The sequence below is a fragment of the Dyella halodurans genome (genome assembly GCF_026283925.1).
Lineage (GTDB): Bacteria > Pseudomonadota > Gammaproteobacteria > Xanthomonadales > Rhodanobacteraceae > Dyella > Dyella halodurans.
Window position 1 is genome coordinate 409,941 of record NZ_JAPDPF010000002.1, and the last position, 23,961, is coordinate 433,901.

The window sequence follows — 23,961 nt, forward strand, 5'->3', positions numbered from 1 at the left end:
AGATCAAGCCCGACAGGAAGTCACCGCTAGCCTCTGTGCCACGCCTTGCCGGCTACGCATTGATGGCCTTCATCGGCTGGTTGCTGGTATCGACGCTGTTCGAGCCCTGGGTCTCCACCAAGGCCACGCGCGCCGTCATCAACGCGCCGGCCATCCTGATCACCACACCTATCAGCGGTACGGTCAGCGCCCAGTACGCGCAAAATGGGCAACCCATTGCGCCAGGGCAAACCATCGCCGTGGTGAAGAACGCCACCGTGCCACGCGATGCACTAACCACCCTTCTCACGCAACGCCTTGAGCTGCAAAGCCATCTGGACGACGTCAGCAGCCGCCTGCAGGCGGATCAGCACATGCTCGACTACACCAATGGGCAATATGAAAAATACCAACAGGCAAGCTTGACCCAGCTCAAAAGCTCCTACGAATCGGTGCAGGCGCAGCAGGAAGCGACCAACGCCAAACTGGAAGCCCTCGACGCCAAATATGCACGCGCCATGGCCCTGGAACGTGACGGCGCCATCAGCGCGGCTACGGTAGCTGCCGCGCGGTCAGATGCCGATACCGCCCGCAAGGAAGCCGATGCATTGGACAAGAACGCTCAAAGCGTCAGCGCAGGTATCGCCGCTGCGCAACGCGGCGTGTATGTCTCCGCCGGCCAGGACAGCAACGGCCAGTTGCCGCAACTGGCGCAGCATCGCGCCGATATTCAGAACAGCATCAAGGAAGAGCAGGCGCAGATCGATGCAATGAGCCATCAGATGGGCGATCTCAACCAGTTGATCACGCACGAGCAGGATCGTGTGCAAGCGCTCTCTGACTATGCCGTCAAGGCCTATGCACCCGGCAAGGCACAGGAGGTGGTCGCCCCGATTGGCACGCAAGTGGCCGCAGGAGCGACCTTGGTTCGCGCCACCGACTGCAGCAAAACCGATGTCGTGGCGGTGTTCCCAGCTCGCATGACATCACGGCTGAATATCGGCACTGAGCTGCACGTGCGCGTCAGCGAGGCCAGCCGGCCACGCAGTGCGCACATCACGCAGCTGATGCCAAAGGCCACCGAATCCATGCAGAACGCCTACAGCGCGCCCTTTCCCTATGCCGAAGACGGCTCTGTCTACGCGCTTGCCCAATGGGACAGCCCGAGCCCCGCCGACACCGCACCGCAATCCTGCACACCTGGCCGCAGCGTGATGGCGAGCTTGCGCTGAGTTGGCATCGAAGGAGAACGGTATGTCTATGCGATGGCGTCACGTTGCTAGCGTCGGCCTGATGGTCACGATGGTTGCATCCGCGCATGCAAACGCGGCCGGGGCTTTACAGCAACAGCTCGCCGCCAGCAGTTGCGCCACCTTGCGCTCGGCGGCGACGGCAGAACCCGGCAGCGGTCCCATGCTGTTGCCAAGCTACCCTACCCTGCAACAAGGCGATGACTCGACCAAGGCGCTGGAAAACGTGGCGTTCGTCTACGACAACGCTCTGGCCGGCATTGCCCTCAGCGCCTGCGGAAGCCCTGATCAGGCACGCCGCATTGCCGATGCCCTGCTGCTTGCTGCTGCGCACGATCCCGGCTTCAAGGATGGGCGACTGCGTAATGCCTACCGCTCAGGTCCAACCAGTGGCGACAAGGTCGAACTGCCGGGCTACTGGCAGAGTCATGGCAACTACTGGAGCCAGGACCCGTATCAGGTCGGCACCGCCGTCGGTAATGTCGCGTGGGCCGCCTTGCTGCTCCTGACCGTCTACGATCACAGTCACGATCGTCGTTATCTGGATGGCGCCCTGGCGCAGCTGCGCTGGATCCAGGATCACGCTTCTGGCGGCACGCCGCCAGGGGGCTATGAAGGCGGGCTCTTCGGTTATGACAATGCCCAACGTGTCCAGCACTGGAAAGCTACCGAACACAATATCGACGTCTACGCCGCCGCCACCTGGGCTGGTCGCGACAGCGGCGATCCAGCGCTAGCGCAGCAGGCGAAACTCGCGGGCGGCTTCGTTCATGCGATGTGGGACGACACGCAGCATCGTTTCCTTGTCGGCACCCTGGACGATGGCAAGACGCTTTCGCGCGACAAATCCGGGCTGGACGCCCAGGTCTGGCCGCTGCTGGCGTTCACTCCGCCGCCGGCCGCGTGGAACCAGGTCTGGTCATGGGTCGATGCGCAACATCGCTACGGCGAAGGCTACGGCTATCGCCGTCAGCCCGACGGGATCTGGACCGAAGGCACGGCGCAGGTAGCCACCGCGCTGCAAGCCAGTGGCAAACCGGTACCCGACGCCGTCTGGCAGTTGCTCCTGGCGCAACGCAGCGACGGCGGCATGCTGTACGCCACGCCGCAACCGCGGATCGGCACCGACTTCGCCATTGGGCCCACGTCGACCTATGCCGACTTCTTCTACTACCACCTGCCGCATCTGGGCGCGACCGCCTGGGCGGCCTTGGCAGCCAAGGGCTGGAATCCACTCACCGGTCGTCCGATCGAGCGCTCGGAAGGCACGCCATGAGCCTGCCCGTCGATCAGCTGAAGCTGCTGCAGCTCCTGGCGCTGACCGTGTTGTTCGGCATAGGCATGGCGTGCATGGCCAATCCGAAACGGTCGCTCCATCGACTGGTCTTCGGTACGTTCGCGGGCGTCCTGCTACTGCGCTATGCCATCTGGCGCAGCACGGAAACCCTGCCTGATGCCAGCCACGGCTTCGCCAGCGTGTGGTCTTACGTATTCTTCTTCTTCGAGATGGTTTCCATCGTCTACACGCTGGCCACCATCGTGGTGATGGTGCGCCGGCGCGATTCACGCCCATCCGCCGATGCCGGTGAAGCGAGGCTGCGCGCCGCCGGAGCCGCCGTCCCCGCGGTGGATGTGTTCATTGCCACCTACAACGAGGACCTGCAGATCCTCGAGAAGACCATCGTCTCGGCGAAGGCCATCGACTATCCGCATGTCAACGTATGGGTGCTGGACGACACCCGTCGCGACTGGCTCCGCGATTACTGCGCGCGCATGGGCGTGCATTACGTGCGCCGCTCCGATAACCGCCACGCCAAGGCCGGCAATCTCAACAACGGGCTCACGCTGTCCGCGCAGCTCACCAACGCGCCCTACATCCTGGTGCTGGACGCCGATTTCGCGCCGCAGAAGAACATTCTCTACCGCATCCTTGGCCTGTTCGACGAGCGCAACGTAGCCTTGGTACAGACGCCACAGTTCTACTACAACGCCGATCCGATCCAGCACAACCTGGGTGCGACCGACAGCTGGGTGGACGAACAACGCGTGTTCTTCGACGTGTTCCAGCCATCGCGCGATGCCTGGAACTCGGCCTTTTGTGTCGGCACGTCGTTCGTGGTGTCGCGCAACGCCATCACCCAGGCCGGAGGCTTCCCTACCGACAGTGTTTGCGAAGACATCCATACCACCTACGTGCTGCGCAGGAACGGCCAGATCACCCGCTGGCTCAACGAGCGTCTTTCCGTGGGCTTGTCCGCCGAGGGCCTGATCGAGTACATCAACCAACGCGGCCGCTGGTGCCTGGGCACCATGCAGGTGGCCTTGTTGAAGGATGGCCCGCTACGCGGTGCCGGCTACCCCCTGGTTGACCGGCTGCACTATATCCACGGGATGCTGCACTGGATCGGCAAGCCCTTCCTGCTGCTGATGCTGATCGCGCCGGTGCTGTACTGGTACTTCGGCATCGCGGCGTTCTACACCACGCCGCAGCAGTTCGTTTATTACGGCGTGCCGGCACTGGTCGGATTCTGGCTCTACGGCCCGTGGATCACCGACCGAAAAACGCTGCCGATCTTTACCGAGGTCACCCAATTGGTGGCGGCCTATGCCGTGACGATGACCATGATTTCCGCTTGCTTCAAGCCATTCGGGCGCCCCTTCAAGGTCACCGCCAAGGGGCTTGATCGCAGCAAAGTGGTTGTCCACTGGAAACTGGCCAGCTTCTTCATCGTACTCATGCTGTGCCTGATGGCGGGCGCTGTTAATAGCGTGATGACTGCAGAGATGAATGGCGGCGTCGTGTTCAACCTGGCATGGACGCTGATCGCCCTGGTACTGGACCTGGCCGCGATCGTGGCCTGCGTGGATCTGCCGCGACTGCGGCAAGAAGAGCGCTTCCCCTTCGCGCGCGCCGCGCGCTGGCGTCAAGGTAACCATGTGCAAGCCAGCGAGTTCATCGACATCTCGCTCGATGGTGCCGCCATGAGTCACAGCCCGGTGATGCCCGTGCCGGGCCAAGCACTTGAAGTGTCGGTGCCGGAAGTCGGCTGGGTTCCGGCCAAGGTGGTGCGGCTCAGCAAGCGCCGCTTGTGCGTGCGCTTCCAGCCGGATGAGGCAACCCGGCACCGCCTGATCAAACTGATCTTTTGTCATGCCCCACACAACATCGCCGTCAAGGCACGGCCGCTACGCGCCTTCGCGCAACTGATGCGCATGGCGGGCTTTGCCCTCTTTCCTCCGCGATGATCCTGGAGATCGCCATGAAACCACTCCTCTGCTCTGCCGCCCTTGCCAGCTGCCTGCTGGCCGGCTGCTCGATGGAGCCGACCTATCAACGGCCCGGGATGCCTGTCCCCAACAGCTTCCCGTCGGCCGCGCCCACCACGCAAGCCGCGCCGTCAGCGGCAGAGACACGGGCCGACACCGCGGTGGCGAACCTGGACTGGCATCAATTTTTCAGGGATCCGGCGTTGCAACGCCTGATTGAAATCGCCCTTGGCAACAACCGTGACTTGCGCGTCGCCGCCGCCAACATGACCCAGGCACGCGCCAACTATGGTGTGGCACGTGCCAGCCTGTTTCCGGAGCTTGATCTGCAAGCCTATGGCGGGCGGCAGCGCCTTCCTGCCCAGACACAGCAGCCAGCTAACGGCTTGCTTGGCCCGGTCCAGAACAACAACGACAAGGCGGCCACGTTCAATACGTATCAGGTACAAGCGGGCATGACCAGCTATGAGCTGGACTTCTTCGGCCATCAACGAGCGATCGCCCACGAGTCGGGCAAGCTGGCCGATGCCAGTGCGGCCGAATACGAAGCTGCACGCATTGCCTTGATCGGCGAAGTGGCCAATGCCTATCTTTCGCTCAATGCCGATCGCGCCTTGCTGCAGCTGGCTCAACAGACCTTGGCCGCACAGCAACAGCACGCCCAGGTCATGAATAAGGCGTACGGCGACGGTGGCGTGTCGGAATTCGACATGCGCCGATCGCAAACCCAGGCAGACGCCGCCCAGGTAGACGTGGAAAACGTGCAAATCCGGATCGCCAAGGACATCAATGCCATGGCCGTGCTCATTGGCCAACCGCTGCCTGCCAGCTACGGCACGCCAAGCCAATGGCAGGATCCGCTGTTGACCGACGTGCCGGCGGGGCTACCGTCCTCGCTGCTCGACCGCCGTCCCGACATCGTCGCTGCGGAAGACCGGCTGCGTGCCGCCAACGCCGATATCGGTCGCGCCCGCGCCGCCTTCTTTCCCAATATCGCGCTGACCGCTGTGCTGGGCACGTTGAGCGGCGGCCTTTCCAACTTGTTCCACGCCGGCTCGGCGGCATGGACCGCTGCGGCTTCCGGCTCGATGCCGTTGCTGGACTGGGGCAAGAACAAGAACGGCCTTGCTGCCAGCAAGGCCGGTTACACCGGCGCCGTGGCGGCCTATGAAGGTACGGTGCAAGAGGCGTTCCGCGAGGTGGCCGACGCGCTGGCCGTCCGCGACCATATCGTGCCCGAGCTCAAGGCCCAGCAGGCACTGGTGGACCAGTCACAACGCGTCTATGCGATCTCGCAGGTACGCTTCAAGGAAGGCCTCGACGACTACATATCCAGCCAGGATGCGCAGCGTTCGCTATACAACGACCAGCAAAAACTGGTCAGCTTGAAGCTTGACCAAGCCGTCAACCAGGTCAATCTCTACAAAGCCCTTGGTGGCGGCTGGAACCAGGCCAACAGCGGCAAAACCACAGCCAGCGTGACCGCGCCTGCGCAACTGTCGTCCATGCGGGCATCTCCCTGAAAGACAAACGCCGGCGCCCGGCATGTCCGCTAGAGGAGGTCCCGCCGAAAGCTGGCGTCGATGCCACTTTCGATTGGATGAAGAGCATGATGGGGCTGCCGCGCGAGGTGTTTATCCCCATGCACGTGGTCTATCGCAAGGATGCGCTTCCCGGACCGGCCGGTCGCGCCTTCATCTCGCAATTGGGCTTTTGACGATGCATCGAATGCGTGCCTGCATCAGCACTCCAGGTCCAAATAGCTGCGCGCAACCGCCATCAGACTCAGAATGTAGCTGCGATGGTCGCGCCATCAGCGAGGCCTTACTTCTCCGCCAACACGTCTCAGGACGCCGCGGCAGTGACAAGGGGCGCATACGATTCACGCGCTTCGGCGCCGAAGCGCTGTCGATAGCCGGATGGCGTCAAGCCAGTGAACCTCCGGAATTGTCGACGGAAGTTGTCGACATCCTCGTAACCGATAGTCGCGGCGATCTCGTTGACGCTTGCCCGCGTAAATTCCAGCAATTCGCGCGCACGCGATATGCGTAGCCTTTGCTGATACTCCAGCGGCTTCATGCCGGTCGCCTTGGTGAATCGCCGAAGGAAGGTTCTCGGCTCCATGCATGCGTGTGTCGCCAGCTCCGTCACCGATATTACGCGTTCCCTCTGACCGGCCAGCCACTCCTGGGCTCTTGCTATCGCGCTGTCGCCATGCTTCAGCTTCGGATCAAAGTCGCTATAGAAACGCTGCTCTCGGCCCGGCGGGTCGATGTTCATGTAGCGGGCCGTATCCAACATGACGCCGGGCCCAAACAGTCGTTCAACGAGACGCAGGCCAAGGTCTGCCCAGGCAAGAACGCCGCCCGCGGTAAGCACGTCACCGTAGTCGATAACCATGTGGTCCGTTTCGACCAAGACATCGGGAAACTCACGGGAGAACTGGTCATGCAGCGCCCAGTGCGTCGTCGCCTGCCGTCCCGCGAGCAAGCCCGTCCTTGCAAGGATAAAGACTCCACCGCAAACGGCGGCTATCACCACGCCCCTTGCATGCATCCCGCGCAGCCACGCTATAAGCACCTCATCTCTTGAACGGCTCTGGGTGGCCCGAAGGTTTCCAGGGAGCACCAGGACGACCAGGTCGTGATGGGCCTCTGCGCTGCTGTCGTATGTACAGGTCACGCAGGATCCACCGGGCTCGCTCTTCCAATGGGTGATGCGCAGGGAAGGCAAGGCGACCTGCCCTTGGCGCCTGGCTGCCATCTGGCCGGCGTAGGTGAAGAGCTCGGTAAGACCATGCAGTCCGGTGGCTGAAGTCCCGGCGTCCAGCACGATGCCGACCTCCAACTGAGGCCTTGCAGGTTTGACCGTTTTAACCGGTCTTTTTGTCTGAATCTGCCGTTGCTGGCCGTTGCTGGCCGTTGTTGCCGAGCATACGCTTCATCTCCCCAAAGACGATCTGGCTCCAAGGAAGGGCATCCGTCCAGCCATGACATGTAGCCGTCCAGGGTCTTGCCGGACAAGCGGCGCCAAAGGGCTAGCCCTTACAACTTAGCGGAGCAAGCGTATGACTCTGCAAGGCACCAAGTTAGTAAACGCCGGTAGCGCGTACATTACAACCAGTGACGGCGCGAAGATCTTCTACAAGGACTGGGGTGGTGGGCAGCCCCTGGTTTTCCACCATGGCTGGCCACTATCGGCGGACGACTGGGATGCCCAGATGATGTTCTTCCTTGCCCAGGGCTTTCGCGTCATTGCCCATGATCGACGAGGCCATGGACGCTCGACGCAGACGTTAAACGGCAACGACATGGACACCTATGCCGCCGACGTGGCCGAACTCGCGGATGCACTGGATCTCAGGAACGCCATTCACATCGGGCATTCGACGGGCGGTGGCGAGGTCATCCGGTACGTGGCGCGCCATGCGAACGGACGCGCCGTCAAGGCGGTGATCATCAGCGCCATTCCGCCCGGGCTGATGCAATCAGTCAAGAATCCCCAGGGCGTTCCCAAGGAAGTGATCGATGGCATCCGCGACGGTACCGCGGCTCACCGCTCGCAATTCTATCTGGACATCACCCTTCCCTTTTATGGATACAACCGACCCGGTGCGGTCGTTTCCGAGGGTATTCGCCAAAACTGGTGGCGACAGGGAATGATGGGAGGAATCAAGGCCCAGTACGACTGCATCAAGGCCTTCTCTGAATCCGAGTTCTATGACGATCTGGCAGCCATCGACATCCCCGTGCTCGTGATGCACGGCGAGGACGACCAGATTGCTCCGTTCGCCGCCACCGGAAAGCAGTCCGTGGCACTACTCAGGAAAGGCACCTTGAAATCGTATCCAGGGTTTCCTCACGGAATGCCTACCACCCATGCGGACACAATCAATGCAGACCTCCTGGCGTTTGTCCGGAGTTGAGCCAGAGGGAAAGCAAAGGATCGCCTTGCGATGCCGACATCAATCACACGACTTGCTTGTCAGTTGGGGCCATTGAGCCGCCAAGCCCGTTCGTTATGCCAACCCAGCCAGGAGAGCCGACATGGCCACACGATCTGAAAGGTCCATTTGGAAACTCGCCGCAAAGCCACTGCTACTCGCGACACTTGGTGGAATGGCCATGACGGCTGCGGCCGCCCCACCTGCCGGCATCAAGCATGTGGTTCTGGTGCACGGCGCCTTTGCCGACGGCTCCGGCTGGGAACCCGTGGCCAACATCCTCAGGAAGGACGGCTACTCGGTGGCAGTAGTCCAGCATCCCGAGACGTCGTTTGCCGAAGACGTCAAGTTCACCAAGGCCGTGATCGACCGCCAGCCCGGTCCGGTGGTTCTCGTGGGTCACAGCTACGGTGGCGCCGTCATCACCGAGGCCGGCAATGATCCCAAGGTTGCCGCGCTGGTCTACATCGCAGCGTTCGGGCCGGATGCAGGCGAAAGCGCCGCCGCGATCGAGCAGGCGCTACCACCCGCCACCAAGGGGATCAAAGCCACTGATGATGGCTACTTCTACATTGACCCAGCCGCGTTCGCCGCCGATTTCGCCGCGGACGTTCCCTCGCCCCAGGTTGATTTCATGGCGGAGTCGCAGGTGCTGATTTCGAAGGACTCGTTCACCTCGCCGATCACATCACCCGCATGGAAGACCAAGCCGAGCTGGTACATGGTGGCCACGCAGGATCGCTCGATCAACCCTGACCAGGAGCGCATGATGGCCAAGCGCATGAAGGCCAAGACGATCGAAGTGAATTCGAGCCATGTCGCCTATATTTCACATCCGAAGGAAACGGCGAAGCTCATCGAGGAAGCAGCAGCCTCGGCATCGAGCAATCCGCGCCCCGTGGCGAAGATCAGCGAATGAAGGTCGCGAAGGCCACGCATTGGGACATGCGTGGCCTCGGCACTATCCAGCCACGCTCCTCCGCTCAACATGAGGGCCTCTGCCGGGGTCCAGGCAAAGACTGCTCAGTCAGGAGAATACGATGAATGATCACTTCATCATAAAGGGCCGTGATGGTGAATTCACGGCTTACGTTGCGCGGCCCAAGGCGTCGCCGGCCCCGGCCATCGTCGTTCTGCAGGAGTTGTTCGGCGTCAACGCCGACATTCGCGCGGCCTGCGATGAACTGGCCGAACAGGGCTTTCTTGCCGTGGCACCCGACTTGTTCTGGCGCCAGGAACCCGGCTTGAGCCTGAGCGTGACCTCCGAGGATGACTGGCAACACGGGCTTCGTCTCTATCAGGCCTACGATCGGGATGCCGGCGTCAGAGACATCGAGGACACGATAAAGGCCGTCGCCAAGCTCCCCGAAAGCAACGGCAAGGTAGGCATTCTCGGTTATTGCCTCGGCGCGCTCATGGTGTTTCTGACTGCCGCACGTTCCGATATTGATGCCGCGGTCGCCTATCATGGCGCCGACACCGACAAATACCTCGGGGAGTCCGGTGGACTTCGTGCACCCCTTTTGATGCATTTGGGCGAGGAAGACGAGTTCATTTCAAAGTCCGCCCAAGCAGCGATCAAGCAGGCACTAGCCGGCAAACCGAATGCGACGGTCCATAGCTATCCGGGACAACGTCACGCCTTCTCCCGGCACGGTGGGGCACACTATGACCCGGCCGCGGCATCACTGGCCCACACCAGGACTTACCAGTTCCTCCATCAAAGCCTGGGCTGATGATGGATTACACCGGCGCATCCCTACGCAGCGGCCCGGGTCGGAGCCATCGAACGGGAGTGGACCATGGCTGAGACAACCTACGAGCCCGACTTGACGGGCTTACTCATCGTCGACCCCTATAACGACTTCCTGTCCGAAGGCGGCAAGCTCTACCAGCTCAGTCGTGAGACGCTGGCGTCCTTCCATGTCGTTGAGCATATGCGCCAGGTTCTCGCTGCTGCGCGGTCGCGGGGAATCAAGGTCTTCATTGCGCCCCATCACCGCTGGCGTGACAGCGATAGGCATCTTCACTGGAAGACGATGCCACCGGTGCAGGCCAGCGCATACGGGAATCGCGTGTTCGCGGACGGTACCTGGGGCGGCAGTTTTCACCCGGACTTCGTACCGTTGCCTGGCGACGTGGTCGCGCTGGAACATTGGATGTCCAGTGGATTTGCCAACACCGATCTCGACCTTCAGCTCAAGAAGCACGGGTTACGCAAGCTCATCCTCATCGGCATGCGCGCCAACACCTGCATCGAATCGACATTGCGTTTCGCCGCTGAATTGGGTTACGAGGTAACGGTCGTCAAGGATGCCATTGGCAGCTTTGGCCACGCGGAGATGGACGCGTCTCTCGAATTCAATATGCCTGCTTACGCGAACGCCATTCTCTCGACGAAAGAAGTCGTCGACAAGCTATCGAAATGAGAGCCGGTGTGCACCTGTCGCTTGAGCTCACTTGGATGCCGCTGCCGCGGCACTCCACCACCATCGCAAGCATTCCAAGTTCAGCCCGACGTCGGTTGCCTCGATTTGCAGACCTGCGGTGAAAAAACGCGATCAAGGTCGCACCCGCGGCGATTTCGGCGGTGCCGTGGATGCCATGGCTCTCCGTCATACCCTTGTCTCCGCGGTAGTGGGCCGAAGCTGCAGGCCTGCGCGGTGTTGCGGGCCGGTCGGCCCGTAGTCGAGCTCGGCACCCAGGTTACTGCTCCTCAAGATCGGTGCGGGAGCGTCACAGGAGTCCATCATCGATTCGATGAAGATCAGCCGGTCGTTTGCTGTGCCAAGGGCCTTTTTCAGGTCTCCGCCAGTCTTCACCACAAACGATCGTGCCCTGGTGCCAGGGCGAAGCACTTTCGGCAGATCGGCATAGGACCAGTTGGCAATGTCGTTGTACGTCTCGGTCTTGCCTATATAGCCGCGTTCGATCGTGTATCCGCCGTTGTTGATCAGCGAGATCACCGGCTTGTGGTCGTGCCGCAGTATGGTGGATAGCTCCTGCGCCGTGACCTGGAACGAGCCGTCGCCAATGAGCAGCAGGTGACGACGATCGGGCGCCGCGGTCAATGCGCCAAGCAAGGCTCCGACCGAATAGCCGATCGACCCCCAGTTGATCGACCCAATGAAGGTGCACTTAGGCGGGAGCTTGAGGCCAAGCAGGGAAAAGGACGTGCCATTGTCGACGTACAGGACATCACCGGGGCGCAGGTAGCCCTGAATGGCCTGCCAATAGGTGGCCTGAGTCAGCTTGGCGGTATCGTCGGCGCGCGTGCTCGGCGCGGCTGCCGCAACTGCGCGCGGAGTGCGCTTGTTGACTTGACGGACCGCGTCGATGACGCCGTGGAGGACTTCCTTGAGCGTCACCGCCTGATAGTTGTCGTTGCCGACGTCGATCGAGTGCCCGCGAGCGTGGATCGTGTTGACGGGTAGCGAGGCCGTGAAATCCCCGGTCGTCACCTCGATCGGGCGGTAGCCGACAGCAAGCAGGCAGTCGCTGTTCTCAATCGTCTCGCGCACTCCTGGCTCGCTCGACTTGCCACCGTAGATGCCGACGTAATGGGCAAAGGACTCGTCGATGACGCCCTTGGCTGCGTTGATCACGGCCACGGGCGCCCGCATTTTTTCAGCCAACTCCATGAGCATGGGAGCGACACCGAAACGGTCGGCATCCGCATCCACCAGGACCGCGGGCGACTTCGCGGCGGACAGCCGTTCAGCCACGGCCGCGATACACGAACGCAGTCGTTCGGGATCACTGGGCGGATCCGCCAGAACGAGCGGCGTCGTGGGAACTTCGATGTCGAGATAAGCAATGTCTGATGGAAACTCCATGTACACCGGAAGCTTCTCGCGCCATGCGGTGAGGATCAGGCGATCAATCTCGACCACCGCGTTGCGCGGGGTGATCCTGGCCTGCGCCGCCGTCACATGCGAGTACGCATGAAGGAAATGGTCAAAACCTCCATCAGCCATGGTGTGGTGCATGCCAAGCCCGCGGTCGATGGACCTGAGCGGTATCGAGCCGCTGATGCAGATGACCGGGACGTGTTCTGCACATGAGCCGGCGACTCCGTTGAGCGCGCTCAGCGCGCCAACTCCGTTGGTGACGAGCAAGGCGCCGAGCCCGTTCAGGCGAGCATAGCCATCCGCTGCATAGGAGGCGGTCAGCTCACCGGTGGTGCCGATCCATGTCAGCTTGCCGGCGTCGTAGAGCTGTTGCAGCAACGTGAGGTTGTAGTCGCCGGGCAGGCCGAACAAGTGACGGATGCCGGCTTCTTCGAGACGTCGGAGAAGGAAGTCGCCGATCTTCATGCGCTGCGTATGGTTGACGGTGCTTTGCTTGCTTGCCATGGCGGACTCCCGATCTAAGCCATTGAAGACATGCGGCAAAGAAATCTGTCTGCGAGCTCAGGGCAACTATGGTGACTTGGGCTCGATGGCGCGGGCCTCCGCGCATGCTCGATGGCGTGGAACATCGATTTTGCATAGGACTGACTGTCGTGTTCGCACGCGATATCTCGAATCCGAACATCAACGGGCGACCATTCTCCTGCATCGGCAGTCAAGGTTTCATGCATTGATGCCAACGACCGTTCGCGCGGGATCTTGCTCTCCCACTGGGCAGATCAGCCCCACGCCAAACCAAACGAAGCCAAGGGGGCTTCCCCGATCTCGCCAAGTTCGATCGTGATGCGTCCAACAGAAGTGCCGGCGCCCGCGCGCCGGCGCGTCGCTTGCGCTAGCCGATTTCCTTGATCAGCTCCACGAGCGCACGCAGTGGCGCTGGCACGTGACGGCGACCCGGGTAATACAGGGCAAGCCGCTCGAATGGCGGGGTCCAGTCTTCCAATACGCGTTCCAGGCGCCCGGCGGCGAGATCGGCCTCGGCGTCAAACTCGCTCAAATAGATAACACCCAGCCCAGCCAAGGCGGCCTCGCGCAGCAGGTGGGGTTCGTCCAGCGTAACAACACCGGGCACGGCGACCGTCAGGGTCTCGCCGTGACGTTCAAATTCCCAATGATAGATATGGCCCGCGGGCATGCGCGCACGGATCGAGACATGGCTGGTCAAGTCACCCGGATGACGCGGCCGACCGTGCCTGGCGAAATAATCGGGTGACCCAACGACGGCATGCCGAATCTGCGGCCCCGTTGGCACCGCCACCATGTCGCCGGGAATCACGTCCTGGGTGCGGAAGCCGGCGTCGTACCCTTCGCGGACGATATCGATCATGCGCGCTTCGGTGACAAGCTCCAGCTCGACGCGCGGATAGCGCTGCATGTACGGAATCAGCAGCGGCTTCATCAGGCGCCTAGCCGCACCCACCGACGTATTCAGGCGCAGGCTGCCGATGGGTTCGTCGGCCGATTCGCCCGCCCGCTCCATGGCCCCGCGTATACCGGCCACGGCCGGCGCCACGTCCGACACAAAACGTTCGCCTGCCTCGGTAAGGCGCACGCTGCGCGTCGTGCGATGGAACAGCCGCGTGCCGATGCGCGCCTCCAGCGCGGCCACAGATTGGCTCAAAGCCGACGTCGACATTTCCAGTTCCGCCGCGGCTGCGCGGAAGCTGCCCAGCCTGGTCACCGCCAGCACCGCCTCGAGTTCGGTGAGACCACTGCGCATTATCCGTCTCCACTTAACAACGCATTCGGTTTTGTACAGCTTATCAGGGCAATGAGCAGCCCACATCCTTGCGGATACCTTCTCAAGGAGAACCGCCATGCATCGCATCGACCAGATCTATATCGACGGCGCCTTCGTCACCCCACACGGCGAGGAAGACTTCGAACTGTTCAACCCGGCGACCGAGGGCGTGATCGGCACCGTCCGCCTCGCCGACGCCGACGACGCCCGCCGAGCCATCGCCGCCGCCAAACGCGCCCTCCCCGCGTGGTCACGCACAACGTTGTCGGAACGCGCCGCCCTGTTGCGGCGCATGCATGCGGCCGTCGTCGCGCGTGAGGACGAACTGTTCGCCGCCATCGTGCAGGAGTACGGGGCTCCGGCATCGCGCTCGCGCTGGATGGTGCAGCACGCCGCCCAGGTCTTCCTCGACGCCATCGAGGCCATGGAGGCCTACGACTTCGAGCGCAGCCTCGGGACGGCACGCGTCGTCATGCAGCCCGTGGGTGTCGTGGGCCTGATCACGCCGTGGAACAGCAACGCCGGTTTCATCGGCAGCAAACTTGCCGCCGCATTGGCTGCTGGGTGCACAGCGGTGCTCAAGCCCAGCGAGATGAGCGCGCTGCAAACGCGTGTGATGACGGAGGCCCTGCACGAGGCCGGCGCGCCGGCGGGCGTGTTCAACATCGTGACCGGCCGCGGCGACGTCGTGGGTGCGGCTATCGTGGAAAGTCCCGACGTGCGCAAAATCTCCTTCACCGGCTCCACCGCCGTGGGCAAGAGCATCCTGCGCGCCGCTGCCGATGACATCAAGCGTGTGACATTGGAGCTGGGTGGCAAATCGCCCACGATCATTCTCGATGACGCCGACTTCACCACCGCCGTGCCGCTGGCGATCCAGGCAGGCTTCATGAACAGTGGACAGGCTTGCATCGCCGGCACGCGTATCCTGGTGCCGCGTGCCCGGCTGGCCGAGTTCGAGGCACTCGCCATGGCTGCTGTGGAAGCCACCATCGCCGGTGATCCGACGCATCCCGATACCGCCGTTGGACCCATGGTCAGCCGCAAGCAGTGGGAACGCGTGCAAGGCTACATCCGCAAGGGCATCGAAGAGGGTGCGCGGCTGCTGGCCGGTGGCGAGGGTCGTCCAGGTGGCCGTGAGCGCGGCTGGCTCGTGCGCCCTACCCTGTTCACGGACGTGCGCAACGACATGGCCATCGCCCGTGAGGAGATCTTCGGGCCGGTGCTGTCGATCATCCCGTACAGCGATGAAGATGAAGCCGTGGCCATCGCGAATGACACGACCTATGGCTTGTCGGCGTACGTGGTGACCACAAGTGCTGAACGCGGCGCGCGCGTCGCAGCGCGCATCGATGCGGGCCGCGTCATGGTCAACACGCTCGCCCACGAACCCAGGGCGCCGTTCGGTGGTTTCAAGCAATCCGGTCTCGGCCGCGAATACGGCGTCTTCGGCTTGGAGGCTTACCTGGAGCCAAAGACCATCATCGGTCGATAGGCAATTTAGGCTTCGTCGATCCCTGGCATACCACCCATGTTTGTGCCCGCTGCACAAGCATGGATGTCGAGGCCACCCAAACATCACGCGCCATCAGGGGCTCGACTTCCCGCAAAGCGCTCCGCACGGCGATGCTGCTGAAACATCTCGACCAGATGATCGATGAGGCGCGCGTCCTGGCCGGCAGTGAAAATCTCGTTGGGTGCTGGCCTCGACCGTACGCCACGCCTTCCTGATGTCGCTCGTCGGTTAGACATCATTCCGACTGCTACAAAAGGGCCCTGGGCCGCGCGAGGCTTGATTACTTTGCGGCCGCCGAATGATCGACAAGCGTCTTCAGATCGGTCACGTCATAGGACACCGACATGCGATAACCGCTGCCGCACCGCACCGGCGCAAGCTCAGACAGCTCTTCGTTTTCGCACTCAGGCAGGGTCAGCTCACCTTTGCCCATCCACGCATCGGCAATCTTGAAGTTATCCATGATGGATTCGACGAGTTCGTGGACGGCCGGGCGCTCCCACTGGCCCGCTGCCAGCCGCGGAAAATGGCGCATATTGAGCGTGGGGCGCGAACCTAAGACGGCGAGATCGCTAACGGCCTTTTCGAGGGTAACGGTACCTCGTGCAATGCGCTGCCCACAGGTCGACGCCGTTGCACCAAATCGCCCTCCAGCTGCGATCTTGGGGCATGCGGCACCAGGCGCCGCAAAAGTGCGGGTCTGGGAAACCTGGCCCAGTCGCTTCGGAAAGCCCTGCACCCATCCACGTGCCACCGCCGCGTCATTGTCGACGAAGATATATGGGCAAAATGCCACCGGCTTGGCATCAAACAGGGCATCAACAAGGATAAAGAACTCCCTGTACTGGTAGCGCGCCGGATCCAGGAACTCGTCGTGCTCGCCGGTGAATTGCCAGTCGATGAAATAAGCCTGTGCGTGACCATCGGCCTTGTCGTCGGCCTGTAGCTCCGCGGGCAACACAGACTTTACGGCTTCCGGCTTCGCCCAGAAGTCGATGACCAGGAAATCTCCGGCGTAGTGCCAGGGTGGTGGCGGTGAAATATTGGAGAGTCCGCGTGGGGTCAGGGGTGAAAAATAGTTTTTCTTCATTTGACCGCTCCCAGACGAAGCCACAACAGGTGATTTCGATCCCATGCTTGTCAGACAAGGGTCCGCAACTTGACCATGATCAAGATGACCATGACCGCGCAAGCCAACGGCCAACGCCCCCAACACGCGCTACGCATGGACGCGCATCATCTGCGCTTCGCCACGTCGTCCACGCTAAGCGCGCCTTGCTGGCCACCGAAGTGATTGACGACGTAGTTCGACAAGGCGGCAATCTCGGCATCGGAATACGCACGACCAAACGATGGCATGAAGACATGCTGGGCGCCGACACGAAGCTGCGACCCATGCAGGATCACCTGGGTAAGGTTGGTCGCATGAGGATCCCGGACGGAGCGCAGACCAGCGAGTGAGGCATAGTCGGTTTGCCGGCCTTGCCCATTGTCGAGATGGCAACCCGCGCACGCGCCTACGAACAACTGTTCGCCGAGGCCGGGCGTGCCATTCGCCGATCCGCTGGGCGCGGCCGCGGCAGCCATCGCCGGAACGGCGGCGCCGCCCTGCTGCGGCTTCACTTCGCGCAGGTAGGCGACGAGGGCGGATATGTCCTCCGACGTCAGGTATTGCAGGCTGTTCTCGATCACTTCGCCCATGGGCCCGGAAGCGGTGCCGCGTCCTGCTGCATGACCTTTGGTCAGATAGTCGGTCAGCTCCTGGTCGCTCCATGCACCGATACCGTGATCCTTGTCCGAGGTGATGTTGTAGGCCATCCAGCCCTGCAATTCGGCGCCCCCCAGGTTCTCGTCGGTCTTTAGCGCAAAGGCACGGTTTCTTGGCGTGTGGCATTCGCTGCAATGACCAAGCGCCGTGGCCAGGTAGGCGCCGCGATTCCAGGCGGCGGATTTGCCCTGATCCTGCACAAAACGCTGCTTCTTAAGGAACAACGCATTCCAGAAGCTGATCGCCCAGCGGTGGTTGTAAGGGAATGAAAGGTCGTTGCTGCGCGCCGGCGCGTGAACCGTGGGAAGGCTGAACAAATAGGCCTTGATGGCCAGAATGTCCTCGCGACTCAGCGCCGTGTACGACGTGTAGGGAAAAGCGGGATACAGCGGCCGGCCTTGCTTGTTCACGCCTGCATGCAAGGCGCGCACGAAATCGTCGTCGCTCCAGCTGCCAATACCGGTTTCTTTATCGGCGGTGATGTTGCTGGAATAGAGGGTTCCCATGGGCAGCTTGAAGGCCACGCCACCGGCATAGGGCTGGCCGCCGGGCACTGTATGGCAAGCCGCGCAATCGGCTGCGCGCGCCAGGTATTCACCCCGCGCCAGCGTGTCGGTGATGCTGGCCGGGGCACCGGCGCTGGCGGGTTGAAGCGCCTGATCCTCCCCGCCGTTACGCACGGTGATCAAGGCGTAGGCGCCGAAGCCGAGCACACCCAGCAGGACCAGGATGACGAGCACGCCGATGAGACGACCGATCTTCATACGAGCATCCTCGCCACCGAGGCAACATCGCTGGGAATATCGAGCGGCGTTGCTGCGGACAAGGCGGCCTTAAGCGCGTTGTTGTCCGACACCAGCGCCGACCTGTCGATAGGCAGGGTCCTTAGGCGCACGCCAGTCGCCGCAAAGACGGCGTTCAACAGGCTAGGCATGGCCATGACCGTGGCGGTTTCGCCGATGCCCCCCGGCTGCTCCTTGCTGTGGACAATGTGCACCTCCATCGGCGGCGTCTGGTTGAGTCGCATCACGCGGTAGTCGTTGAAGTTGCGCTGTTCCACCGCGCCGTCCTTCAAAGTAATGCCGCTGTAGAGCGCCGCACTCCAGCCAAACACGAGTCCGCCCTGAATCTGCGCTTCCACCGTGTTCGGGTTCACCACCATGCCGCAATCGACGGCTGTCACCGCGCGCCGCAAGCTGATCTCGCCTTGCGGCGATACCTCCACGTCCACGACGACGCAAAGGTAGCTGCCAAACGGTGCGGCCAGTGCCACGCCGCGCCCGTGTCGCGGTGGCAGCGCGCCCTGCCCCCAACCCGCTTTCTGCGTCGCCAGCTCCAGCACGGCGAGGGCGCGCGGGTTGTCGCCGAGCATGGATTTTCTAAAGGCAACCGGGTCCTTGCCCGCAGCATGCGCCAGCTCGTCGACAAAGCTCTCGACGACGAACACGTTATGCGTCGACCCCACACCACGCCACCAGCCGACCGCCAAGCCGGAGGGCATGTCATGCCGCACCCATTCCACGCGCATGTTCGGCATTTCGTAGGGAAGGTCCGCCGCGCACTCCACCAGGTCCGGATCGAGTCCGTTCTTGCCCATGGCCGAAGGAGCGAATGTCGCCAACACCGACGCCCCGGTGGTGCGATGGGTCCATGCCACGGGTTTACCCTGGCCATCGAGCGTGGAGGAAATTCGGTCGTAATAGGCGGGACGGTAGCGGTCCTGCGCGATGTCCTCTTCGCGGGTCCAGATCACCTTGACGGGGTAATCCACCTGCTTGGCGATGGCCACGGCCTGCTCGACGGAGTCCTCGAACAGGCGTCGTCCGAATCCGCCGCCCATGTACTGGTTGTGCACCACGATGCGCTCGGCCGGCAGGCCGGTGATCTTGGTGGCGACATCGACACAGCGCGCAGGCACCTGCGAGCCCACCCAGATCTCGCAGGCATCGGGCCGCACGTGGACCACGGTGTTGATCGGCTCCATGGTCGCGTGCGCTAGCATCGGCAACTGGTAGGTGGCGGAAACCAGTTTGCCGCTGACGCCGTCGACGTGTCCGACATCGCGCCCCACGATGGGCGTGCCGTGCTCGGAAGCCTCGGCCAGGTCCTTGAACAACTGCTCGGTGGTCAGCTTGCCGTTGGCACCGCGATCCCAGTGAATGTCCAGCGCGTCCAGGCCCTGCCTGGCGGCCCAGAAGTGTTCGCCGATCACCGCCACGGCATTGTCCAGCTTCACCACCGCGAGCACGCCAGGCACGGCGCGGGCGCGCGTATCGTCCACCGAGACCAGCCGCCCGCCAAACGTCGGGCAGGCCTGCACCGTGGCCACCTTCATGCCCGGTACGCGGATGTCGATGCCGAACGGCAGGCTGCCATCCACCTTGCCTGGCGTATCCACGCGACGCAGTGGCTTGCCGATGAGCTGGAAATCGCTCGGGCTTTTCAAAGGTGCCTTGTCGGGAGGAGTCACCTGCGCCGCTGCATCCGCCAGTTCGGCGTAGCGCAGCGTGCGACCACTAGGCGCATGGGTGACGACACCGCGCGCCACCGTGCATTGCGAAGGGTCCACCTTCCAGTGCTGGGCTGCAGCGCTTACCAGCAAATAGCGCGCCGCGGCGCCCGCGTTTCGCAGGGTCGACCAGCAATAGCGAATGGTGGTTGAACCACCCGTCGCCTGCTCGCCCAGCATGGGATTGGAATAGAGTTTGCGATTGGGTGGCGCATGTTCGACGGTGATCTGGTCGAGCCCCACGTCCAGCTCCTCGGCCAGCAAGGTGGCCTGGCCCGTATACGCGCCCTGCCCCATCTCGATGCTTGGCATCACCAGTTGCACGCTGCCATCGTTGCCGACGCGCACGAAGGCGTTGGGCGCAAACTGCGGCTGACCCTGGTCGATTCGCGCCGTCTCCGCCATTCCCCAGGCGCGCATGGGGCCACTCAGCCAGATGAAAGCCACCACCAGTCCGCCACGCTTGATCAGCTCTCGGCGGGACGGGTTCAGCGGACCATCGCCGTCCTCAACAGGGGTAACGCGGATAGCCATGGCTTAGCTCTCGGTCGGTATCTCGTGTCCGTAACGGCGTCGCCGCAGCAAGGTCGCCCGATCTCAGGCGATGGTCTGTGGCAGGGTGATTTGTCCCGTTGCGGCCTGCTTGATGGCTGCGCGTATGCGGACATAGGTGCCGCAGCGACACAGGTTGCCGGACATGGCCCTGTCAATGTCCGTATCCGTCGGTTGCGGCGTCTGCGCGAGCAAGGCCGTTGCCGACATGATCTGGCCCGACTGGCAGTAGCCACATTGCGCCACTTCGATGCCAAGCCATGCCTGCTGCATGCGCTTGCCGATATCCGTGGCGCCGATGCCTTCGATGGTCGTGATCTTCTTGTTTATCGCACCGCTCACCGGCAACACACAGGAGCGAACCGGCTGGCCGTCCAGATGCACGGTGCACGCGCCGCACTGCGCAATACCGCATCCGAACTTGGTGCCGGTCAGGCCAATGACATCGCGCAACACCCACAACAGGGGCATGTCTTCGGGCACCTCGACCTGCGAATCCTGACCATTGATAGAAAGGACGATCATGCGGGTCTCCCTGCGAGGTCGTGTCGCCGCGACCCGCCCGGAGTTGGCATCCGGGAACCGAGGCCATGCCTTATTGGAATACCGTCATCACCACGCGGCATGCCCCGCGCGGGGTTGAGAACAGGTTTGAATCTTCCTCCAGCGGAAAGAAAAGACAAGTGAAGGCCAGAGGTCGTCGCGCCGCCGGCGCCCCCCCGCCGGCACCGTCCCTGGGCCCGATCGGGGCCACGTGCTGCCGCTGGCATTGGCCGGGCCTTTTGACCGAACATGGCAACCGCCCCCTTCTTGGCCTCGCATCATGAACGTCGCCCAAGAGTTTGAGCCGCTTTACCGCGCGGTCCAGGCACTTAACCTGGGACCCGATCGGGAGGGTGCGGCACTGGTCACCATCACGCGGACGCGCGGATCCACCTTCCGACGTGCCGGCGCGAGCATGCTGGTGCTTCCCGACGGTCACATGGTGTGCGAGTTGTCCGGTGGATGTCCGCAGCGGGACATCGCACTTCGCGCGCGGCGGGTGATCGCCCATGGCCAGCCGGCGCTGGTGGAGTATGGGCGCCACGCAAACCTGGACGTGATGCTTGAAACCGGCTGCGGCGGCGAACTGGAAGTACTCATCGAGCCGCTACGAGAGCCGGCTGACCTGGACTTCCTCGAGTCCGTCGCGCACATGCATGCGCGCCGCGTCGCCGGTGCCATGGCCACCGTTTATGCGGTGGATGGGCAGATCCTCGCCCCTCGCCCGCTTCGACTGCTGCATGGCGATGGGATCCACTGGAGCAATATCGAGGACGCGTCCTTTCGCGATCGAATCGCCTCCGAGTTGTCCCAAACCCTTGCGCCCCCGACAAGCGCGGCAGTCACCAGGCATGTGGCGATGAACGGGAAACGCTACGACATCCTCGTCGAATCGCAGCCACCGCTGCACGCACTGGTCATCGTTGGCGATGGTGCCAGCGCGCGATCGCTCGCCGAATTGTCGGTGCGACTGGGCTGGCAAACCACGCGGGTTGACTACACGCATGAGACTACCGACGTGGCCGATGGCATTCGCCTCATCAACGCTTCGCCCCGGGCACTCGCGGCGCAAGTGCCGCTGGATAGCGCGACGTCGGCCGTGGTGATGACGCATCGTCTGGAACGTGATCTGGCCTACCTCGAAGCCCTGCTGGCGACGCCGGTCGGCTATCTGGGGGTGATTGGATCGCGCCAGCGAACTGCGCGCGTGCGAGAGGCATTCCCGGATACACAGATGCGATTGCATGCGCCCGCGGGGCTGGACGTGGGCTCGGAAACGCCGCATGAAATTGCCCTGGCGGTAGCCGCGGAAATCCTGGCCGTACGCAACGGCAGAGACGGCGGGCCACTATCCCACTCGCAAACCCCGATACATCCATGAACAGCCAGGGACAGCGCATAGCCGCCGTCTTGCTCGCGGCGGGAAACGCCAGCCGCTTCGGTGCGGCCAAGCAAACCCTGGCCATCGAAGGCATTCCCATGGTGCGCCGTGCCGCCATGACTGCGCTCCACGCTGGTCTCTCTCCAGTGGTCGTAGTGATCGGTGCCTATGCTGACGCGGTCAGGCCATGCTTGGCCGGCTTGCCCGTACAAGTCGTCGAGAACCCCGACTGGACAACAGGCATGGGTGGATCGCTGGGGCTAGGTGTCAGAACCGCCGTCGCGAGGGAGGCCGCGCCAGATGCACTTGTCGTGCTGCTGGCCGACCAGCCCGGCATCCGGGCAGCGCACCTGAAAGGCATGATCGAAGCACACGCCACTGCACCCGGACACATCCACGCGGCACAGTTCAACGGCCACCTTGGACCGCCTTGCCTGTTCCCTCGGGATTACTTTGAAGAGCTGGCCTCGCTGCAAGGCCAAAAAGGCGCCCAGCGATTGATCGAACGTTATTTCGACTGCGTGGATGTTCACGACCTTCCTGCCGCCGCCTTCGACATCGATACACCTGGCGATCACGCAGTGTGGCTCGCCCATCAAGGAATCGACTGAAAGGACGTGCCGGCGTTTACCCCCCGCATGTTTACTGCAACGCCGGGAGCTTCCGGCAACGTAACAACATCTTGCTTGTTTGGCGTCCTCGCGTTCGTGCCCCCAAGATGGGGCGACCATTGCTCACGACGCAGCAGGCCGCTGCGCAATCATTGGACTTGCCAAGCCAACCATTACTTATGGGGGGAGATCTTGGCGTATTGACCGCCGAACAACGTCGCGGAAAGGATGGGCGGCGCGTTTGCGGACACTTGCTTCGCTACCCACGTAACTTGACCTGATCGCCTTGCGGCGATAGCTGCGAGCGTTTCTGGTCCGCCATATCCACGATCTTCTAGGCAACGCTGGCGCACTGAGGCCATCGCCTGCGTGATAACGCTTGGAATGCGCCGTGATTCAAACCCTGCAACGACAGGCGGGCAACGTCTCGCATTACTCATAGGACAAAATGCCCTCGAGCCAGGACAAATTCGCCCACGTAGCCATAGGGCGCACGATGGCTCGTGTTGGCATAGATCGACGCCTCTGCCAAGTGGACAAAACTGTCCACCCTAGGCTCTGAGGCCATGATGCGATGCGCCTAGAAACGGGCCCATGCGTGAAACACCTGCTTGGCATTGTCCTTGCCCGCAGTTAGCCATGAATGGTGAGGAACAGCCCAGTGACCCCGGTGCGGTGTCGCATGCGGCGTGTCGCCTTGCCCGTTATCTGCGCGCCAATCCGCTCGCAGGGGATACCAAGGAGGGCATTGCGCAATGGTGGCTAGGGTTTGCGTCCGTATCGGTCGATGTGGTGGGGCGCGCGATAGCGCTGCTGCAGGAGGCGGGCGTCCTCGAAACGGTGCGCGCTGCGGATGGGCATGTGCGCTATCGGCGCGTGTCCATCGATGCCGAGGGCGACGCGCGCCTGGACCGTTTCATTGCCGTCCATGCCGACCCCACGGCAAGGCACTGAACGCATGCTCACCTTCCCTGCCACATACGCTTCCCA

Annotated in this window: 19 protein-coding genes; 12 read left to right on the top strand and 7 right to left on the bottom strand. The window is 62.6% G+C overall.

Translation table 11 applies throughout. The annotated features are described in order from the left end of the window. Positions 1-35 precede the first annotated feature (35 nt). The 4 genes from OUZ49_RS05495 to OUZ49_RS05510 are packed head-to-tail and all read left to right on the top strand — an operon-like array spanning position 36 to position 6,019. Entirely contained in the window at positions 36-1,211 is a 1,176-nt protein-coding gene (locus tag OUZ49_RS05495) for an HlyD family secretion protein (protein WP_266148982.1), read from the top strand. 22 nt (positions 1,212-1,233) lie between these two features. After that, positions 1,234-2,505: a hypothetical protein gene (locus OUZ49_RS05500; protein ID WP_266148983.1), complete on the top strand. Its 1,272-nt coding sequence runs from the start codon at positions 1,234-1,236 to the stop codon at positions 2,503-2,505. Next, complete coding sequence (locus OUZ49_RS05505; protein WP_266148984.1) at positions 2,502-4,475, top strand: glycosyltransferase; 1,974 nt, start codon at positions 2,502-2,504, stop codon at positions 4,473-4,475. Before OUZ49_RS05500 ends, OUZ49_RS05505 begins: the two co-directional genes overlap by 4 nt. Before the next feature lie 14 nt (positions 4,476-4,489). Further along, positions 4,490-6,019: an efflux transporter outer membrane subunit gene (locus OUZ49_RS05510; protein WP_266148985.1), complete on the top strand. Its 1,530-nt coding sequence runs from the start codon at positions 4,490-4,492 to the stop codon at positions 6,017-6,019. Positions 6,020-6,341: 322 nt separating this feature from the next. On the opposite strand, the gene OUZ49_RS05515 is transcribed toward OUZ49_RS05510, so the two are convergent. Then, complete coding sequence (locus tag OUZ49_RS05515) at positions 6,342-7,343, bottom strand: GlxA family transcriptional regulator (protein WP_266148986.1); 1,002 nt, start codon at positions 7,341-7,343, stop codon at positions 6,342-6,344. Positions 7,344-7,563: 220 nt separating this feature from the next. Between OUZ49_RS05515 and OUZ49_RS05520 the strand changes: the two genes are divergently transcribed. The 4 genes from OUZ49_RS05520 (at position 7,564) to OUZ49_RS05535 (ending at position 10,868) form a co-directional block, all read left to right on the top strand. After that, positions 7,564-8,421 (top strand): alpha/beta fold hydrolase, encoded by an 858-nt coding sequence (locus OUZ49_RS05520; RefSeq protein ID WP_266148987.1) that lies wholly within the window; start codon positions 7,564-7,566, stop codon positions 8,419-8,421. A gap of 199 nt (positions 8,422-8,620) precedes the next feature. Next, positions 8,621-9,358 (top strand): alpha/beta hydrolase, encoded by a 738-nt coding sequence (locus OUZ49_RS05525; protein WP_266148988.1) that lies wholly within the window; start codon positions 8,621-8,623, stop codon positions 9,356-9,358. 121 nt (positions 9,359-9,479) lie between these two features. Further along, positions 9,480-10,175, top strand: a complete 696-nt coding sequence (locus OUZ49_RS05530) for a dienelactone hydrolase family protein (RefSeq protein ID WP_266148989.1) — start codon at positions 9,480-9,482, stop codon at positions 10,173-10,175. Between the two features lie 66 nt (positions 10,176-10,241). Next, positions 10,242-10,868, top strand: a complete 627-nt coding sequence (locus OUZ49_RS05535; RefSeq protein WP_266148990.1) for a cysteine hydrolase family protein — start codon at positions 10,242-10,244, stop codon at positions 10,866-10,868. Positions 10,869-11,054: 186 nt separating this feature from the next. Here OUZ49_RS05535 and OUZ49_RS05540 read toward each other — a convergent pair whose 3' ends face one another. Beyond that, on the bottom strand, positions 11,055-12,794 hold the full coding sequence (locus OUZ49_RS05540) for an alpha-keto acid decarboxylase family protein (protein ID WP_266148991.1): 1,740 nt from the start codon (positions 12,792-12,794) through the stop codon (positions 11,055-11,057). 388 nt (positions 12,795-13,182) lie between these two features. Further along, positions 13,183-14,070, bottom strand: a complete 888-nt coding sequence (locus OUZ49_RS05545) for a LysR family transcriptional regulator (protein ID WP_266148992.1) — start codon at positions 14,068-14,070, stop codon at positions 13,183-13,185. Between the two features lie 97 nt (positions 14,071-14,167). Here OUZ49_RS05545 and OUZ49_RS05550 point away from each other — a divergent pair, with 97 nt between their 5' ends. Continuing rightward, a complete protein-coding gene (locus OUZ49_RS05550) occupies positions 14,168-15,586 on the top strand; it encodes an aldehyde dehydrogenase family protein (protein ID WP_266148993.1) in 1,419 nt (472 codons plus the stop codon). Positions 15,587-15,887: 301 nt separating this feature from the next. Here OUZ49_RS05550 and OUZ49_RS05555 read toward each other — a convergent pair whose 3' ends face one another. The 4 genes from OUZ49_RS05555 to OUZ49_RS05570 all read right to left on the bottom strand — a co-directional run bounded on the left by OUZ49_RS05555 (position 15,888) and on the right by OUZ49_RS05570 (position 20,961). Continuing rightward, positions 15,888-16,697: an acetoacetate decarboxylase family protein gene (locus tag OUZ49_RS05555; RefSeq protein ID WP_266148994.1), complete on the bottom strand. Its 810-nt coding sequence runs from the start codon at positions 16,695-16,697 to the stop codon at positions 15,888-15,890. Between the two features lie 146 nt (positions 16,698-16,843). Next, positions 16,844-18,139 (bottom strand): c-type cytochrome, encoded by a 1,296-nt coding sequence (locus tag OUZ49_RS05560; RefSeq protein WP_266148995.1) that lies wholly within the window; start codon positions 18,137-18,139, stop codon positions 16,844-16,846. Further along, positions 18,136-20,418, bottom strand: coding sequence for a xanthine dehydrogenase family protein molybdopterin-binding subunit (locus OUZ49_RS05565; RefSeq protein ID WP_266148996.1), 2,283 nt, complete (start codon positions 20,416-20,418; stop codon positions 18,136-18,138). The genes OUZ49_RS05560 and OUZ49_RS05565 overlap by 4 nt, the downstream gene beginning before the upstream one ends. A 63-nt stretch (positions 20,419-20,481) precedes the next feature. Next, the gene (locus tag OUZ49_RS05570; protein WP_266148997.1) at positions 20,482-20,961 is read right to left on the bottom strand and encodes a (2Fe-2S)-binding protein; all 480 of its coding nucleotides are present in this window, start codon (positions 20,959-20,961) and stop codon (positions 20,482-20,484) included. A 229-nt stretch (positions 20,962-21,190) separates the two neighbouring features. On the opposite strand from OUZ49_RS05570, the gene OUZ49_RS05575 reads away from it, so the two are divergent. The 3 genes from OUZ49_RS05575 to OUZ49_RS05585 all read left to right on the top strand — a co-directional run bounded on the left by OUZ49_RS05575 (position 21,191) and on the right by OUZ49_RS05585 (position 23,925). Further along, entirely contained in the window at positions 21,191-22,360 is a 1,170-nt protein-coding gene (locus OUZ49_RS05575) for an XdhC family protein (protein WP_266148998.1), read from the top strand. Then, positions 22,357-22,971: a nucleotidyltransferase family protein gene (locus tag OUZ49_RS05580; RefSeq protein WP_266148999.1), complete on the top strand. Its 615-nt coding sequence runs from the start codon at positions 22,357-22,359 to the stop codon at positions 22,969-22,971. The genes OUZ49_RS05575 and OUZ49_RS05580 overlap by 4 nt, the downstream gene beginning before the upstream one ends. Positions 22,972-23,610: 639 nt before the next feature. Beyond that, entirely contained in the window at positions 23,611-23,925 is a 315-nt protein-coding gene (locus tag OUZ49_RS05585) for a hypothetical protein (protein ID WP_266149001.1), read from the top strand. Positions 23,926-23,961 lie beyond the last annotated feature (36 nt).

Coding starts and splice junctions, on each gene's coding strand:
- OUZ49_RS05500 (WP_266148983.1), top strand. CDS start 1,234: ATGTCTATGCGATGGCGTCACGTTGCTAGCGTCGGCCTGATGGTCACG.
- OUZ49_RS05505 (WP_266148984.1), top strand. CDS start 2,502: ATGAGCCTGCCCGTCGATCAGCTGAAGCTGCTGCAGCTCCTGGCGCTG.
- OUZ49_RS05510 (WP_266148985.1), top strand. CDS start 4,490: ATGAAACCACTCCTCTGCTCTGCCGCCCTTGCCAGCTGCCTGCTGGCC.
- OUZ49_RS05520 (WP_266148987.1), top strand. CDS start 7,564: ATGACTCTGCAAGGCACCAAGTTAGTAAACGCCGGTAGCGCGTACATT.
- OUZ49_RS05525 (WP_266148988.1), top strand. CDS start 8,621: ATGACGGCTGCGGCCGCCCCACCTGCCGGCATCAAGCATGTGGTTCTG.
- OUZ49_RS05530 (WP_266148989.1), top strand. CDS start 9,480: ATGAATGATCACTTCATCATAAAGGGCCGTGATGGTGAATTCACGGCT.
- OUZ49_RS05535 (WP_266148990.1), top strand. CDS start 10,242: ATGGCTGAGACAACCTACGAGCCCGACTTGACGGGCTTACTCATCGTC.
- OUZ49_RS05540 (WP_266148991.1), bottom strand. CDS start 12,794: ATGGCAAGCAAGCAAAGCACCGTCAACCATACGCAGCGCATGAAGATC.
- OUZ49_RS05545 (WP_266148992.1), bottom strand. CDS start 14,070: ATGCGCAGTGGTCTCACCGAACTCGAGGCGGTGCTGGCGGTGACCAGG.
- OUZ49_RS05550 (WP_266148993.1), top strand. CDS start 14,168: ATGCATCGCATCGACCAGATCTATATCGACGGCGCCTTCGTCACCCCA.
- OUZ49_RS05555 (WP_266148994.1), bottom strand. CDS start 16,697: ATGAAGAAAAACTATTTTTCACCCCTGACCCCACGCGGACTCTCCAAT.
- OUZ49_RS05560 (WP_266148995.1), bottom strand. CDS start 18,139: ATGAAGATCGGTCGTCTCATCGGCGTGCTCGTCATCCTGGTCCTGCTG.
- OUZ49_RS05565 (WP_266148996.1), bottom strand. CDS start 20,418: ATGGCTATCCGCGTTACCCCTGTTGAGGACGGCGATGGTCCGCTGAAC.
- OUZ49_RS05570 (WP_266148997.1), bottom strand. CDS start 20,961: ATGATCGTCCTTTCTATCAATGGTCAGGATTCGCAGGTCGAGGTGCCC.
- OUZ49_RS05580 (WP_266148999.1), top strand. CDS start 22,357: ATGAACAGCCAGGGACAGCGCATAGCCGCCGTCTTGCTCGCGGCGGGA.
- OUZ49_RS05585 (WP_266149001.1), top strand. CDS start 23,611: ATGAATGGTGAGGAACAGCCCAGTGACCCCGGTGCGGTGTCGCATGCG.